This is a genomic window from Variovorax boronicumulans (genome assembly GCF_029892485.1).
In the GTDB taxonomy this organism is placed as follows: Bacteria; Pseudomonadota; Gammaproteobacteria; order Burkholderiales; family Burkholderiaceae_C; genus Variovorax; species Variovorax boronicumulans_B.
Genome location: NZ_JARXVG010000001.1, coordinates 456,406 through 470,323, shown reverse-complemented (window position 1 = coordinate 470,323; position 13,918 = coordinate 456,406). Strand labels below are relative to the sequence as shown.

At 65.9% G+C, this 13,918-nt stretch carries 16 protein-coding genes and 1 tRNA gene; 13 read left to right on the top strand and 4 right to left on the bottom strand.

The genetic code is table 11. The features are described from left to right. The first annotated feature begins 45 nt into the window (after positions 1-45). From M2282_RS02255 to M2282_RS02220, 8 genes are all read left to right on the top strand, one after another. Positions 46-1,266, top strand: coding sequence for an IscS subfamily cysteine desulfurase (locus M2282_RS02255; protein ID WP_280807156.1), 1,221 nt, complete (start codon positions 46-48; stop codon positions 1,264-1,266). A gap of 50 nt (positions 1,267-1,316) precedes the next feature. Then, the gene (iscU, locus tag M2282_RS02250; RefSeq protein ID WP_280807155.1) at positions 1,317-1,736 is read left to right on the top strand and encodes a Fe-S cluster assembly scaffold IscU; all 420 of its coding nucleotides are present in this window, start codon (positions 1,317-1,319) and stop codon (positions 1,734-1,736) included. 1 nt (position 1,737) lies between these two features. Next, a complete protein-coding gene (iscA, locus tag M2282_RS02245) occupies positions 1,738-2,061 on the top strand; it encodes an iron-sulfur cluster assembly protein IscA (protein ID WP_007828190.1) in 324 nt (107 codons plus the stop codon). A 63-nt stretch (positions 2,062-2,124) separates the two neighbouring features. After that, positions 2,125-2,643 (top strand): Fe-S protein assembly co-chaperone HscB, encoded by a 519-nt coding sequence (gene hscB, locus M2282_RS02240; RefSeq protein WP_280807154.1) that lies wholly within the window; start codon positions 2,125-2,127, stop codon positions 2,641-2,643. A gap of 6 nt (positions 2,644-2,649) precedes the next feature. Continuing rightward, positions 2,650-4,512: a Fe-S protein assembly chaperone HscA gene (gene hscA / locus M2282_RS02235; RefSeq protein WP_280807153.1), complete on the top strand. Its 1,863-nt coding sequence runs from the start codon at positions 2,650-2,652 to the stop codon at positions 4,510-4,512. Between the two features lie 9 nt (positions 4,513-4,521). Further along, positions 4,522-4,860 (top strand): ISC system 2Fe-2S type ferredoxin, encoded by a 339-nt coding sequence (gene fdx / locus M2282_RS02230; RefSeq protein ID WP_013542153.1) that lies wholly within the window; start codon positions 4,522-4,524, stop codon positions 4,858-4,860. A gap of 85 nt (positions 4,861-4,945) precedes the next feature. Further along, positions 4,946-5,668, top strand: a complete 723-nt coding sequence (gene dnaQ / locus M2282_RS02225; RefSeq protein ID WP_280807152.1) for a DNA polymerase III subunit epsilon — start codon at positions 4,946-4,948, stop codon at positions 5,666-5,668. 54 nt (positions 5,669-5,722) lie between these two features. Next, positions 5,723-5,797, top strand: a tRNA-Val gene (locus tag M2282_RS02220). Positions 5,798-5,848: 51 nt separating this feature from the next. Here M2282_RS02220 and M2282_RS02215 read toward each other — a convergent pair. Further along, positions 5,849-6,646 carry a DUF1266 domain-containing protein gene (locus M2282_RS02215; protein ID WP_280807151.1) on the bottom strand — a complete coding sequence of 266 codons (798 nt, stop codon included), beginning with the start codon at positions 6,644-6,646 and terminating at the stop codon, positions 5,849-5,851. Between the two features lie 200 nt (positions 6,647-6,846). Between M2282_RS02215 and M2282_RS02210 the strand changes: the two genes are divergently transcribed. From M2282_RS02210 to M2282_RS02195, 4 genes are all read left to right on the top strand, one after another. Then, entirely contained in the window at positions 6,847-6,969 is a 123-nt protein-coding gene (locus M2282_RS02210; protein ID WP_280807150.1) for a stereocilin, read from the top strand. Positions 6,970-7,001: 32 nt separating this feature from the next. Then, a complete protein-coding gene (locus tag M2282_RS02205) occupies positions 7,002-8,105 on the top strand; it encodes an NAD(P)/FAD-dependent oxidoreductase (protein ID WP_280807149.1) in 1,104 nt (367 codons plus the stop codon). Positions 8,106-8,240: 135 nt separating this feature from the next. Continuing rightward, positions 8,241-8,537 carry a glycine zipper domain-containing protein gene (locus M2282_RS02200; RefSeq protein WP_093431838.1) on the top strand — a complete coding sequence of 99 codons (297 nt, stop codon included), beginning with the start codon at positions 8,241-8,243 and terminating at the stop codon, positions 8,535-8,537. Positions 8,538-8,606: 69 nt separating this feature from the next. Then, on the top strand, positions 8,607-9,320 hold the full coding sequence (locus M2282_RS02195; protein ID WP_280807148.1) for a phage holin family protein: 714 nt from the start codon (positions 8,607-8,609) through the stop codon (positions 9,318-9,320). A gap of 16 nt (positions 9,321-9,336) precedes the next feature. Here the strand turns inward: M2282_RS02195 and M2282_RS02190 are convergent, their stop codons facing one another. After that, entirely contained in the window at positions 9,337-10,413 is a 1,077-nt protein-coding gene (locus tag M2282_RS02190; RefSeq protein WP_280807147.1) for a quinone-dependent dihydroorotate dehydrogenase, read from the bottom strand. 40 nt (positions 10,414-10,453) lie between these two features. Between M2282_RS02190 and rpiA the strand changes: the two genes are divergently transcribed. Then, positions 10,454-11,167 (top strand): ribose-5-phosphate isomerase RpiA, encoded by a 714-nt coding sequence (gene rpiA, locus M2282_RS02185; protein ID WP_280807146.1) that lies wholly within the window; start codon positions 10,454-10,456, stop codon positions 11,165-11,167. 18 nt (positions 11,168-11,185) lie between these two features. Here rpiA and M2282_RS02180 read toward each other — a convergent pair whose 3' ends face one another. Then, entirely contained in the window at positions 11,186-11,830 is a 645-nt protein-coding gene (locus tag M2282_RS02180; protein WP_280807145.1) for a glutaredoxin family protein, read from the bottom strand. Positions 11,831-11,860: 30 nt separating this feature from the next. Then, positions 11,861-13,918, bottom strand: coding sequence for a M3 family metallopeptidase (locus M2282_RS02175; protein WP_280807144.1), 2,058 nt, complete (start codon positions 13,916-13,918; stop codon positions 11,861-11,863).

Genomic DNA, 13,918 nt, shown 5'->3' with positions numbered 1-13,918 from the left:
GAAGCCCAGATCAAAGAACAACCCCCACGCCAGCCCGAGCCAGCCATGGACGTCACTCCTCATTTCCCGATCTATCTCGATTACGGCGCGACCACGCCGGTCGACCCGCGTGTGGTCGATGCCATGATCCCCTGGTTGCGCGAGCACTTCGGCAACCCGGCGTCGCGCAGCCACGCATGGGGCTGGGAGGCGGAAGAGGCGGTCGAGAAGGCGCGCGGCCAGGTGGCTGACCTGATCAATGCCGACCCCCGCGAGATCGTCTGGACCTCGGGTGCCACCGAGTCCATCAACCTCGCGGTCAAGGGTGCGGCCCAGTTCTACAAGGGCAAGGGCAAGCACCTGATCACGCTGAAGACCGAGCACAAGGCCGTGCTCGACACCATGCGTGAGCTTGAGCGCCAAGGCTTCGAAGTCACCTACCTCGACGTCGAGGAAAACGGCCTCGTCGATCTCGAGAAATTCAAGGCGGCGATCCGCCCCGACACCATCCTGGCCAGCGTGCTGTTCGTGAACAACGAAATCGGCGTGATCCAGGACGTGGTCGCGCTGGGCAATGCCTGCCGCGAAAAGGGCGTGATCTTCCACGTCGATTCGGCCCAGGCCACCGGCAAGGTCGAGATCGACATCACGAAGCTGCCCATCGACTTGATGAGCCTCGCCTCGCACAAGACCTACGGCCCCAAGGGCATCGGCGCCCTGTATGTGCGTCGCAAGCCGCGCATTCGCCTCGAAGCGCAAATGCACGGCGGCGGTCACGAGCGCGGCATGCGTTCGGGCACGCTGCCCACGCACCAGATCGTCGGCATGGGCGAGGCCTATCGCATCGCCAAGCTTGAGATGAAGGACGACATCGCCCATGCGCGCCGCCTGCAGCAGCGCCTGCTCGATGGCCTCAAGGATGTCGAACAGGTCTTCATCAACGGCGACCTCGAGCGCCGCGTGCCGCACAACCTGAACATGAGCTTCAACTACGTCGAAGGCGAGTCGCTGATCATGGGCATCAAGGGCCTGGCGGTGTCGTCGGGTTCGGCCTGCACCTCCGCCAGTCTGGAGCCCAGCTACGTGCTGCGCGCTCTGGGCCGCAGCGACGAGCTGGCCCACAGCAGCCTTCGCATGACCATCGGCCGTTTCACGACCGAAGAAGAAATCGACTACGCCATTTCGACCATCAAGCACAACGTCGCCAAGCTGCGCGAGCTGAGCCCCTTGTGGGAGATGTTCCAGGACGGCGTCGACATCAGCACGATCCAGTGGTCGGCCCACTGACCCAGGCCCGCCCAAGGCTCCACGATTGAACAAAGTTTGAGAGGCACACCATGGCATATTCTTCCAAGGTCATCGACCACTACGAAAACCCCCGCAACGTCGGCTCCTTCGAAAAGGGCGACGACTCGGTAGGCACCGGCATGGTCGGCGCACCGGCCTGCGGCGACGTGATGAAGCTGCAGATCAAGGTCAACCCGGAAACCGGCGTGATCGAAGACGCGCGCTTCAAGACCTACGGCTGCGGCTCGGCCATCGCGTCGTCGTCGCTCGTGACCGAATGGGTCAAGGGCAAGACGCTCGACGAAGCGGCTGCGCTCAAGAACGCGCAGATCGCCGAAGAACTGGCCCTGCCGCCGGTCAAGATCCACTGCTCGATCCTCGCGGAAGACGCCATCAAGGCCGCCGTGAACGACTACAAGGCCAAGCACGGCGCCAAGACGGCCGAGTCGACCGCCGAAGCTGTTCATTGAGATGGCCGTCACGCTGACCGAAGCTGCTGCGCGCCACGTCACCCGTTACCTCGGCAAACGAGGCAAGGGCGTGGGCGTGCGGCTGGGCGTGAAGACCACCGGCTGCTCGGGCCTGGCCTACAAGCTCGAGTACGTGGATGAGTTCACGCCTGAAGACGTGGTGTTCGAAGACCACGGCGTGAAGGTGCTGGTCGACCCGAAGAGCCTGGCCTACATCGACGGCACGCAGCTCGACTTCGTGCGCGAAGGCCTGAACGAAGGCTTCAAGTTCATCAATCCGAACGAGCGTGATCGCTGCGGTTGCGGAGAGAGTTTTCGCATCTGATGCGTCGTCGCTGATTGCGACCACAGCCGCCACCATGTCATGTGCTGGCGGTTTTTTCTTGCCATGAACCTGAACGACACCGACTTCCAACTGTTCGCCGTCCCGGCCACTTTCGCGCAGGACCGCGCTGCGTTGGACGCGCGCTGGAAAGAGCTGCAGCGCGAGGCCCACCCCGACCGGTTCGCCGCGCAGGGCGCCGCCGCGCAGCGCGTGGCCATGCAGTGGTCGGTGCGCATCAATGAGGCCTACCAACGGCTCAAGGACCCTATCCGTCGCGCGAGCTACATCTGCGAACTGCACGACGCGCCGCTGGAGGCCGAGAACAACACCACGATGCCATCCGATTTTCTGATGCAGCAGATGGAATGGCGCGAGGCGCTCGACGACGCCGGCGACATCGCTGCGGTCGAGAAGCTGCAGGCCGAGGTCGATGCCGGCCGTGCGCGCGCACTGTCGTCGCTCGACTGGCTGATCGACGAAAAGGGCGACTACCCCGCCGCCGCGCAGCAGGTGAGAGCCCTCATGTTCATTGAGCGCTTCGGCCACGACGTCGAAGCCAAATTCGATCAGTTGGGACAATAAGCCCTTATGGCTCTTCTTCAGATTTCCGAACCCGGCCAGGCGCCCGACCCGCATCAGCGCCGCATTGCCGTGGGCATCGACCTCGGCACCACGCATTCGCTGGTAGCCGCGGTGCGCAACGGCGTGGCCGAGTGCCTGCCCGACGATCAGGGCCGTGTGCTGCTGCCCTCGGCCGTGCGCTACCTCGAGGGCGACCGCCGGCAGATCGGCTTCGAGGCGCTCTCCGCGCGCGCGCAGGATCCGGCCAACACCATCACCTCGGTCAAGCGGCTCATGGGCCGAGGCCTTGCCGACATCGCGAACCGCGAAGCCATGTCCTACCGCATCGGCGGCGACGACGGCGGCATGGTGAAGGTGCAGACCTCGGTGGGCGAGAAGTCGCCCGTCGAGATCAGTGCGGAGATCCTGGCCACGCTGCGCTTCCGCGCCGAAGACACCTTCGACGACGAGCTCTACGGCGCCGTCATCACCGTGCCGGCCTACTTCGATGAAGGCCAGCGCCAGGCCACCAAGGACGCCGCGCAACTGGCCGGCCTCAATGTGCTGCGCCTGATCAGCGAGCCCACGGCCGCGGCCATTGCCTATGGCCTGGACAACGCCAGCGAAGGCGTCTACGCGGTCTATGACCTCGGCGGCGGCACCTTCGATATCTCGATCCTGCGGCTGACCCAGGGCGTGTTCGAGGTCATCGCGACCGGCGGTGATTCGGCGCTCGGTGGTGACGACTACGACCACGCGCTCGCCGATTTCGTGCTTGAGCAAACCGGCTTGAAGGTCGGCAACGACAGCGACAAGGCCTCGGTGCTTGTGGCAGCGCGTGCAGCGAAAGAAGCACTGACCGATTCGGACGCCGTTGAATTCAAGGCCGATGTGGCCGGTGGTGCCGTCCGGTTCGAATTGACGCGCGCGCATTTCGACGCAGCGACAAGAGCGCTCACGGACAAGACCATCGCCGCCGTCCGCAAGGCGCTGCGCGACGCGAAGCTCAAGGCCGATGACCTGCAGGGCATCGTGCTTGTCGGCGGCTCCACCCGTATGCCGCAGATCCGCGAGGCCGTGGCCGCGTTCTTCGGCCGCGAGCCGCTGGTCAACCTGAATCCCGACGAAGTCGTCGCGCTCGGTGCCGCGATCCAGGCCAATCAGCTGGCCGGCAACAACGGCGCGGGCGATCTCTTGCTGCTCGATGTGATCCCGCTCTCGCTCGGCATTGAAACGATGGGCGGCCTGGTCGAGCGCATCGTGCCGCGCAACCAGACCATCCCGACCGCGATGGCGCAGGACTTCACGACTTATCAAGACGGCCAGACCGCTCTCGCGCTGCACGTGGTGCAAGGCGAGCGCGACCTCGTGTCCGACTGCCGCAGCCTCGCGCGCTTCACGCTGCGCGGCATCCCGCCCATGGCGGCCGGTGCGGCGCGCATCCGTGTCACCTTCACCGTCGATGCCGACGGCTTGCTGAGCGTGAGCGCGAAGGAGCAGGGCAGCGGTGTCGAGGCCAGCGTCGCGGTAAAGCCTTCCTACGGGCTGTCGGATGACCAGATCGCGACCATGCTGCAGGAGAGCTTCTCGACCGCGCAGCAGGACATTCAGGCCCGCGCACTCGTCGAGGCGCGGGTCGATGCCGAGCGCATGCTGCTCGCCACGCAAAGCGCCCTCGATGCCGACGGCGACCTGCTGAACGAAGACGAGCGCACCGTCATCGACGCGTCGATGGCAAAGCTGCGCGAAGCCGCCAAAGGCAGCAACGAGGCAGCGGCCATCGAGGCCGCCACCAAGACGCTGGCCAACGACACCGAAGCCTTTGCCGCCCAGCGCATGAACGCGGGCATTGCGCGCGCCCTTGCCGGCCGCAAGCTCGAATCCCTCTAGAACAACAACATGCCCACGATCAAGATCTATCCGCATCCCGAGTACTGCCCGCAAGGCGCCGAGATCACCGCGCCCGCCGGCACCTCGATCTGCGAGGCGCTGCTCGACAACCACATCAACATCGAGCATGCCTGCGAGATGAGCTGCGCCTGCACCACCTGCCACGTGATCGTGCGCGAAGGGTTCAATTCGCTCAACGAAGCGGAAGAGGGCGAAGAAGACCTGCTCGACCGCGCCTGGGGCCTGGAGCCGCAATCGCGCCTGAGTTGCCAATCGATCCTGGCGCAGGAGAATGTGACGATCGAGATTCCGAAGTATTCGATCAACCACGCCAAGGAAAACCACTGATGAGCGCAGCGCCGGGCCGCCCCAAGCAAGCTCGCACCCCCTTGGGGGGCGGCGAGGACACGAAGTGCCGAGACTGGGGGCATACATGAGTCGCCAGATCGTCCTCGATACCGAAACCACCGGTCTCTCTGCGGAGAACGGCGACCGCATCATCGAGCTCGGCTGCGTGGAGTTGTTCGCACGCAAGCTCACCGGCAACGACCTGCACATCTATTTCAACCCCGAGCGCGAGAGCCATGAAGACGCGCTAAAGGTGCACGGCCTGACGACCGACTTCCTGCGCGACAAACCGAAGTTCGCCACGCTGGCCAACGACATCATCGAGTACCTGCGCGGGGCCGAGCTGATCATTCACAACGCGGCCTTCGACGTCGGCTTCCTCAACAAGGAATTCGAGCGCGCCGGCCTGCCGCCGCTGCGCAGCTTCGTCGGCGAAGTGACCGACACGCTGGCCATGGCGAAGCTGGTCTACCCGGGCAAGCGCAATTCGCTCGACGCGTTGTGCGACCGCTTCGGCGTCGACCGATCGAACCGCAGCTTCCACGGCGCCAAGCTCGACGCGCAGTTGTTGGCCGATGTCTACATCAATCTCACCCGCGGCCAGGACGCGCTGTTGATCGACGTGGCTTCGAACGAACCGGCACAGGGCATTACCGTGGTGGCGGCCGACCTGAGCCAGTTCGAACTGCCGGTGATCATGGCGGGCGAGCAGGAACTGGCTGCGCACGAAGTGGTGTTGTCGCAGCTCGACAAATCCAGCGGCGGACGCACGCTGTTTCGCCAAAACAGCGGAAATGCTGTGGCATAATCGAAGGCTTCGCGCAACGCGATTAATTCCACGGCACAGCACTCGCTGTGCCACGGGCGGTTAGCTCAGGGGTAGAGCACAGCATTCACACTGCTGGGGTCGGAGGTTCGAAACCTCCACCGCCCACCACAATTCCACGAAACGGCACCTGAGGGTGCCGTTTTCGTTGGTGCAGACTGTTCAGCGGAAAGGCACGCTGCGGTACGGGCTGCGGGCATCGCTCAACAGCAGGCGGTTCGTGCGCAACAGGTGCTCTTCGCGCGCATCCGAATACCGCCATATCAAACCGCCGGCGATGTACGCGGCACTCACTTGCGACCAGTCGGCATAGGCCTCGCGCACCTGCGAGGTCAATGCGCCCGCGAAGCCCGCGAATTCCTCGCGTTCGATGAAGCCCAACTGCACCGCCCATCGCGACAGGCTGGCCAATCGCACGGCATCCCAGGCGACCAGGTTGGTGATTTGCGGCGGTGAAACCTTGAAGTGCTTGCGCAAGGCGTTGACCCAGCTTTGGCTGCCCGACATCAGTTGGGTCAGGTCCGGCATCGACCGCTCGGTTTCAGATGCCAGTGCGCGATAGTCCAGGCTCTTGCGCGCCTTGATCTGGAAGAACGCGGGAAACCACGCATCCATGACCAGCCGCAGCACGGCCGGCGTGCTCTGGGTTGCCGCGTCGATGGCGGCAATGGCCTGCCATGTGGACAGGTAAGTCGAACGCTGGCCTTCCTCCGCGAGCCAGCGGGCCATCTCCTCGAAACTCTCCCGGTCGTGCACGTTCCAGACTTCTGCGATGCCCTCGCGCAGCGTCTCGTCGTCCTTGCCGGTGAGCACGGCGTTCACATGATCGCCATTGAAGGCGGACAGCGGTGCACTCAGCGTGACCAGCCATTGCTCCTCTGCTGTGCACGTCTGTGCGGTAGCGAAATGAAGCTTGTCGTTGTCGAGCAGCGCATGCCCGATCGTGTCCCTGATGCCCATTGATTCCCTCCAGTTTTTGAAACCTGTCCGCGTCCGGATCGGATGCCCGGCGTCCGATCCGGATCTTAAACAGCGGCTCGCGGATTCGATCTTCTTCTTGAGGCGGAGCGCGAACTGTCGGCTCTCGCTGACGCAAAGTGCGGTTGCATGCTTGCCAGCCCTTTGCGGCAACGTCTTACAAGAAAGCAAAGGAGACGACCATGGCCACTCATCCCGATCTTCCGACCCCCGTCACCCCGGACTTGCCCGTGGAGCCCGACGAAGGGCCGAGCACGCCGCCCAGCGAGCCCACGGACCCGGAGCCACCACCCACCATGTCGTGAGTACGCCGCGCGGGCCGCGCTAAGCTCGCGCCATGGACGAACTCGATTGCGCCGTCATCGGCGGCGGTGTGGTGGGACTGGCAGTGGCGCGCGCCTTGGCGCTCGCGGGCCGGGAGGTGTTGGTGCTCGAGGCCGAAGGTGCCATTGGCACCGGCACCAGTTCGCGCAACAGCGAAGTCATTCACGCCGGCATCTACTACCCGCAGGGCTCGCTCAAGGCGCGTCTGTGTGTCGAAGGCCGGCACGCGCTCTACGCGTATGCGACGGAGCGCGGTGTCCCGCACCAGCGCTGCGGCAAGCTGATCGTGGCGACGTCTGCCGAGCAGGTGGGCCAGCTCGAAGCGATCCGCGCGAAGGCCGCGGCCAATGGTGTAGCCGACCTCGTGCAGATCACCGCAGCGCAAGCCCGCCAGATGGAGCCGCAACTGCATTGCACGGCGGCGTTGCATTCGCCCAGCACCGGCATCGTCGACAGCCACGCGCTCATGCTGAGCCTGCTCGGCGACCTGGAAAACGCGGGCGGCATGCTGGCACTGAAGTCGCCCATCACGCGCGCCGAATGTGGCGGCAGCGGCACCGTCCTGATCGCCGAGGACGGAACGGCGCTGCGCTGCCGCAGCGTCGTCAACGCGGCGGGCCTCGGCGCACCGGCGCTGGCCCGGCGGTTCGAGGGTTTGCCAGCCTCGGCGATTCCGAAAGAGCACTTCGCCAAGGGCAACTACTTCACCCTCTCGGGCCGTGCGCCCTTCAGCCGGCTGATCTACCCTGTGCCCGAGCCCGGGGGCTTGGGCGTGCACCTGACGCTCGACTTGGGCGGGCAGGCCAAGTTCGGGCCCGACGTGCAATGGGTCGACTCGGCCGACGACCTCGTGGTGGACCCTGCCCGCGGCAACAACTTCTACGCCGAGGTGCGCAAGTACTGGCCCGCGCTGCCCGATGGCGGATTGATCCCGGGCTACGCCGGCATGCGGCCCAAGATATCGGGCCCGGGCGAGCCGGCGGCCGACTTCATGATCGAAGGGCCCGCTTCGCATGGCGTGCCGGGGCTGGTCAACCTGTTCGGCATCGAATCGCCCGGGCTCACCAGCAGCCTTGCGATCGGCGCCCACGTGGCCCGGCTGCTGGCCGATGCCTGAGCCACTTCATCAAGTGCACAAGTCTGCACATCTGCCACGCATGAGGGGCTTTCGAGCCTGTAACATGACACCACGCCATTTGCTGGCGTGAAGCCGCCGGCGCGGTGCCGGTGTCATCACGGAGGAAAGTTTCCAATGAGTGCATCCAACAATCTTGAAGCAGCGGCTGAAGACATCGCAAGCGACGTGCGCGGCGTGCTGGCCAGCAAGGACCTGGATTCGGTTCCCCACATCAAGGCGCTGCGCCAGCGCATCGACACCAAGCTCGCCATCGCGCGCGAGCTCGCCGCCGAGAAGAGCAAGCTCGCCGCCAAGAAGGCGCGCGAGGCGGCCTCCGCCACCAACGCCTACGCCCACGACGAACCTTGGCAGATCGCAGGCGCCGCACTGGCCGTCGGCGTGCTGGTGGGTCTGTTGCTTGGCCGCCGCTGATCGCGCTGACCCAAGCGCGCACTGCCGGACCGTTTGCTGCCGCCCACTGAGCGGGGCAGGAGCCTGCTCATGAGGCTGCTCTCCCTGTTCGGGCTGAGTGGCCGCATCCGCCAGCTGCGCATCGTCGCCGCAGAAGGCGCACTGGCGGCGGAAGACCGGGTGCAGTTGCTGCGCATGGCCTGGGAGGACGAGAAGCAGCGCCTGAAGCTGATGCTCATCCTCGTGGTGGCCGTGCTCGGACTGACCACCGTCACCGTGGCCCTGCTGTCGATGGCAGTGGTGGTGCATTTCTGGGAAACGCCGTACCGCATCACGGCTGCGTGGTCGGTGGCCGGCGTGTGGATCGTGCTCTGGCTGGGCGCTGCCGCCGGTCTCCTGCTGACCCTGCGCAACGCCTCCAACAGCTTCATTCCGGCACGTCAGGAGTTCGAGCGCGACTGGGCCTGGGTCCAAGACAGCTTCGGACTCGGCAAGGACCCGGAAGACCAGGAAGCGCCACGTCCTCCGCGGCCTGCCACGCGCGAAGAGCTGCTCGCGCGCATGGAGCGTCAGCGCGAGCGCATCGCGACCCTGCAAGGCGGTCGCGAAACGCAGCCGGCGGACGCCACCGAGCGCGAAGCGCCTCCGCCCAACGAAACGGCCTCTGCTGCCGCACTGCGAATTGCGCGGGCGCATCCGGTGGCTGCCGGCGTCGTCGTCGCGGCCGCCGTGGTGGTGATTCGCCCCAAGCGCCTGCTGCGCTGGGCAGCCGTCATTGCGCCCATCCTCTGGCGCATGCGCTGAGAGAAAGAAAAAGGCCTCAGGCCTTGCTGCGATCGCGCAGCAGCGCCTGGGCCGCTTCGCGGACCAGCGCCGGGCCGCGATAGATCAGTCCGGTGTAGATCTGCACCACGTCCGCGCCCGCTGCGATCTTGGCCTTGGCATCGGCCGCGCTCAGGACGCCGCCCACGCCGATGATCGGGAAGTCCTTTCCCAGCACCGCGCGCAGCTGCGCTATCACGCGGTTGCTTGCCTCGCGCACCGGCGCGCCTGACAGCCCGCCGGCTTCAGCGGCATGCGGCAGCCCGGCCACCGCATCGCGTGCCAGCGTGGTGTTGGTCGCGATCACGCCGTCCATCCGGTGGCGCTGCAGCGTGGCGGCGATGACCGCCACCTGGGCCTCATCGAGATCGGGTGCGATCTTCACGAACAGCGGCGAGCGCTTGCCGTGGCGCGTGGCCAATGCCTCGCGCCGCTCGGCCACTGCGCCGAGCAGCGCGTCGAGCGCCTCGTCGCTCTGAAGCGAGCGAAGGTTGGCCGTGTTGGGGCTCGAGATGTTGATCGTCACGTAGTCGGCATGCGAGTACACGCCGTCGAGGCAGGCGAGGTAGTCGTCCACCGCACGCTCGATAGGCGTCGCCGCGTTCTTGCCGATGTTCAGGCCGAGCAACATCGGCGTCTTGCCGCCGCTGTTCTTGCGAAAGCGCGCGTTCTGCACGTTGGCCAGGAAGGCGTCGAGTCCTTCGTTGTTGAAGCCGAGCCGGTTGATCAGCGCATCGCGCTGTGGCAGGCGGAACATGCGCGGCTTGGGGTTGCCCGGCTGCGCCTTCGGCGTCACCGTGCCGACCTCGACGAAGCCGAAACCCATGGCTGCAAAGGCGTCGATGCAGCGGGCGTTCTTGTCGAGCCCGGCGGCCAGGCCCACGCGATTCGGAAAGGTCAGCCCGGCCAGCGTGACGGGGTCGTCCACGCGCGGTGCCGAATAGGCGCAGGCCAGCGGCGTGTTCTGCGTGCGCGCGAGGCCGTCGAGGGTGATTTCATGGGCGTGCTCGGGGTCGAATCCGAACAGGAAAGGGCGGGCGAGGCCATAGAGCGAAGAGGGCAGCAGCAGGGGCATCGGATAATTCTCGACTTCAATGAGCCAAGGATTCTCCGCGATGACCGCACCCGCCTCCCCATCTTCCGCTCCCGCAGCGCTTTCCCAGGACGAACTCAAGGCCCAGGTCGGCCGTGCCGCACTGGCCTACGTGGTAAAGGGCGAGATCGTCGGCGTCGGCACCGGTTCGACGGTCAACAAGTTCATCGACGCGCTGGCGACGATCAAGGACGAGATCAAGGGTGCCGTCTCCAGCTCGGTCGCCTCGACCGAACGCCTGCGCGCGTTGGGCATCCCGGTGTTCGACAGCAACGAGGTGGAGGAGCTGGCGGTCTACATCGACGGCGCCGATGAAATCGATCACAACGGCTTCATGGTGAAGGGCGGCGGCGCGGCGCTCACGCGCGAAAAGATCGTCGCGGCGCAGTCGAAGCGCTTCGTGTGCATCGCCGACGCCTCCAAGCTGGTCGAGACGCTCGGCGCCTTCCCGCTGCCGGTGGAGGTGATCCCGATGGCTGCACAGCGTGTGATGCGCCAGTTCGCGGCCATGGGGGGCATCGCGCAGGTGCGCGAGAAAGACGGCCTGCCGCTGGTCACCGACAACGGCCAGCACATCGTCGACGTGACGGGCCTGAAGATCGCCGATCCGCTCGCGTTCGAATCCGAAGTGAGCCAGTGGCCCGGCGTGGTGACGGTCGGCGTCTTTGCCCACCAGAAGGCCGATGTGTGCCTGCTGGGCACCGCGACGGGCGTCAATACGATGCAGTTCGCCTGAGGCGGCGAACCGCCCAGGTCAGAACTTGATGCCTGCCGGATTGCCCGCACCCGGATCGCTCGGTGCGGCGGGCGGTGGCGGGGGTGGCGCGGCGGGTGCAGCAGCGCGGGACGCGGGCGCCGCCTGTTGCGCGGCGATCAGGGGCCGTGCCGGTCCATTGCGGTAGCCGGCGGGAAGGCTGTTGCTCTTGGGATAACCGGCCGCGTCGAGGTATTGCGACCACTCGTTGTCCGCGTAACCCTTGAGCTGCTGCGTACCGATGGTGAGCAGCGGCAGCGAGCTCTGGCTGCTCAGGCGCTGCAGCGCCTCGATCTCCTCATTGCTCTTGACCGTGCGCTCGTCGAACGGAATACCGCGCGTGGTGAGCAGCGTGCGTGCGGCGCTGCAGGGCGCGCAGTCTTCGCTGGTGTAGAGCGTCACGGGATAGCGTTGCGCCACCTGCCGCAGTTCATAGGGCAGCCCCGCCGTGCTGGCCGGCGTGGCGGCGCTTTGCGGGCCCGCTGCCGGCTCCGTGCTGGCGGCGGGCGCGCGGTCCGAGAAGGTGACCTTGCCGTTCTTGTCGACGTTGCGATAGATCGGCTGGGCCATCGCGCCCGCTGCGACGAGCAGCAGTGCGAGGCCGGTCAGGCGATGCGACAGGGATTTGTAAGACGTCAGATACATGTCCCGAGTATCGCAAGCTTCAGCGCCGCATCAAGCGGGCTGGGCCTCGGCCATGCCCTGATGTCGCAGCAATGCATCAAGCTGGGGCTCGCGGCCGCGGAAAGCCTTGAACGAATCCATGGCGCTGCGGCTGCCGCCGGCCTCCAGGATGGCCTGGCGGTATTTGCGGCCGGTCTCGATGTTCGGCTCGCCGTCGGCGCCCACGGTTTCCTCGAAGGCCGCATAGGCGTCGGCGCTCAGCACCTCGGCCCACTTGTAGCTGTAGTAGCCGGCTGCGTAGCCGCCCGAGAAGATGTGGCTGAAGGTGTTCGGCGTGCGGCTGAATGGCGGCGAGGGCATCACGGCCACTTCGCTGCGCACCTTGCCGAGCAGTGCCATCACCTCGCCCGGCTTTGCGGCGGCCGCGTGGTATTCGGTGTGCAGCAGCATGTCGAACAGCGAGAACTCGATCTGGCGCAGCGTCTGCAGCCCGCTCTGGAAGTTCTTGGCGGCGGCCATCTTGTCGAAGAGCGCGCGCGGCAGGGGCTCGCCGGTGTCGACGTGGGCCGTCATGTGGCTGAGCACGTCCCACTCCCAGCAGAAGTTCTCCATGAACTGGCTCGGCAACTCGACAGCGTCCCACTCCACGCCGCTGATGCCCGAGACATCGCGCTCGTTCACCTGCGTGAGCATGTGGTGCAGGCCGTGGCCGAATTCGTGGAAGAGGGTGGTCACGTCGTCGTGCGTGAGGAGCGGCGGCTTGCCGTCGACGCCGCTCGCGAAGTTGCAGACCAACTGCGCCACGGGCGTTTGCAGCACACCGTTGTCGGGGCGCAGCCAGCGGGCGCGCACATCGTCCATCCAGGCGCCGCCGCGCTTGGCGGCGCGGGCGGAGGGGTCAAGGTAGAACTGGCCGACCTTCTGGCCGGCGCGCTCGATGCGGTAGAAGTCGACGCTCGGGTGCCAGGTCGGCGCGCTGTCGCGGCGGATGGACACTTCGAAAAGCGTCTCGACGATCTTGAACAGCCCGGCCATCACCTTCGGCGCGGGGAAGTACTGCTTCACCTCCTGCTCGCTGAAGGCATAGCGCGCTTCCTTGAGCTTTTCGCCGATGTAGCTCCAGTCCCAGGGCTGCGGATCGGTGATGCTCAATTGCTCGGCAGCGAAGACGCGCAGGTCGGCGAGATCGCGTTCGCCATAGGGCTTGGCCTTGGTCGCGAGATCGCGCAGGAACTTGACGACCTGCTCGGGCGATTCGGCCATCTTCGGCACCACCGAGAGTTCGCCGAAATTCTTGTAGCCCAGGAGCTTGGCCTCTTCTTCGCGCAGCGCGAGGATCTCGGTGATCAGCGCGGTGTTGTCGAAGGCCGCATCGCCGAATTCGCTGGCGCGCGTGACGTAGGCGCGGTAGAGCGTTTCGCGCAGTGCGCTGCTCTTGGCGAACTGCATCACCGGCAGGTAGCAGGGCATCTTGAGCGTGAGCTTGTAGCCGTCCTTGCCTTCGGCCTCGGCGGCGGAGCGCGCGGCGCTCACCACGTCCTCGGGCACTCCGTCTAGCTCACCGAGCTTGGCGTAGTAGGCGAAGGCGTCGGTGGCGTCGAGTGCGTTCTCGCTGAACTTCTGGCTCAGTTCGGCCTGGCGTTCCTGGATGTCGGCGAAGCGCTTCTTGGCATCGCCCTGCAGCTCGGCGCCACCGAGCACGAAGTTGCGTACGGCATTGCGATGCGCCTGGCGCTGCTCGCTATTGAGCGTGGCGACGTTGATGGCCTTGTACTTCGCGTAGAGCCGTTCGTCGGAGCCCAGGCGGGTCCAGAAGGCGGTGACGCGCGGCATGGCCTCGTTGTAGGCCGCGCGCAGCTCGGGCGTGTCGGCCACGGCGTTCAGGTGGCCGACGGCGTTCCATGCACGGCCGAAGCGCTCCGACGCGACTTCGAGCACCTTGGAGATTTCGTTCCAATCGGCAGGAAATTCCGGTGCCGTGGCGGCTTGCAGCGCGGTTTCGGCTTCAGCGAGCAGCACATCGACGGCGGGCGCCACGTGCTCGGGCTTGATGCGGTCGAACAGCGGGAGGTCGGTGAAGTCGAGGAGGGGGTTGTTCGTGATGGCCAT

Bases quoted from the DNA above. Each gene is read 5' to 3' on its own strand.
- M2282_RS02175 (WP_280807144.1), bottom strand. From the start codon at position 13,918: ATGGCCATCACGAACAACCCCCTCCTCGACTTCACCGACCTCCCGCTG.
- fdx (WP_013542153.1), top strand. From the start codon at position 4,522: ATGCCCACGATCAAGATCTATCCGCATCCCGAGTACTGCCCGCAAGGC.
- iscA (WP_007828190.1), top strand. From the start codon at position 1,738: ATGGCCGTCACGCTGACCGAAGCTGCTGCGCGCCACGTCACCCGTTAC.
- M2282_RS02195 (WP_280807148.1), top strand. From the start codon at position 8,607: ATGAGGCTGCTCTCCCTGTTCGGGCTGAGTGGCCGCATCCGCCAGCTG.
- hscA (WP_280807153.1), top strand. From the start codon at position 2,650: ATGGCTCTTCTTCAGATTTCCGAACCCGGCCAGGCGCCCGACCCGCAT.
- M2282_RS02205 (WP_280807149.1), top strand. From the start codon at position 7,002: ATGGACGAACTCGATTGCGCCGTCATCGGCGGCGGTGTGGTGGGACTG.
- dnaQ (WP_280807152.1), top strand. From the start codon at position 4,946: ATGAGTCGCCAGATCGTCCTCGATACCGAAACCACCGGTCTCTCTGCG.
- M2282_RS02215 (WP_280807151.1), bottom strand. From the start codon at position 6,646: ATGGGCATCAGGGACACGATCGGGCATGCGCTGCTCGACAACGACAAG.
- iscU (WP_280807155.1), top strand. From the start codon at position 1,317: ATGGCATATTCTTCCAAGGTCATCGACCACTACGAAAACCCCCGCAAC.
- M2282_RS02210 (WP_280807150.1), top strand. From the start codon at position 6,847: ATGGCCACTCATCCCGATCTTCCGACCCCCGTCACCCCGGACTTGCCC.
- hscB (WP_280807154.1), top strand. From the start codon at position 2,125: ATGAACCTGAACGACACCGACTTCCAACTGTTCGCCGTCCCGGCCACT.
- M2282_RS02180 (WP_280807145.1), bottom strand. From the start codon at position 11,830: ATGTATCTGACGTCTTACAAATCCCTGTCGCATCGCCTGACCGGCCTC.
- M2282_RS02255 (WP_280807156.1), top strand. From the start codon at position 46: ATGGACGTCACTCCTCATTTCCCGATCTATCTCGATTACGGCGCGACC.
- M2282_RS02200 (WP_093431838.1), top strand. From the start codon at position 8,241: ATGAGTGCATCCAACAATCTTGAAGCAGCGGCTGAAGACATCGCAAGC.
- rpiA (WP_280807146.1), top strand. From the start codon at position 10,454: ATGACCGCACCCGCCTCCCCATCTTCCGCTCCCGCAGCGCTTTCCCAG.
- M2282_RS02190 (WP_280807147.1), bottom strand. From the start codon at position 10,413: ATGCCCCTGCTGCTGCCCTCTTCGCTCTATGGCCTCGCCCGCCCTTTC.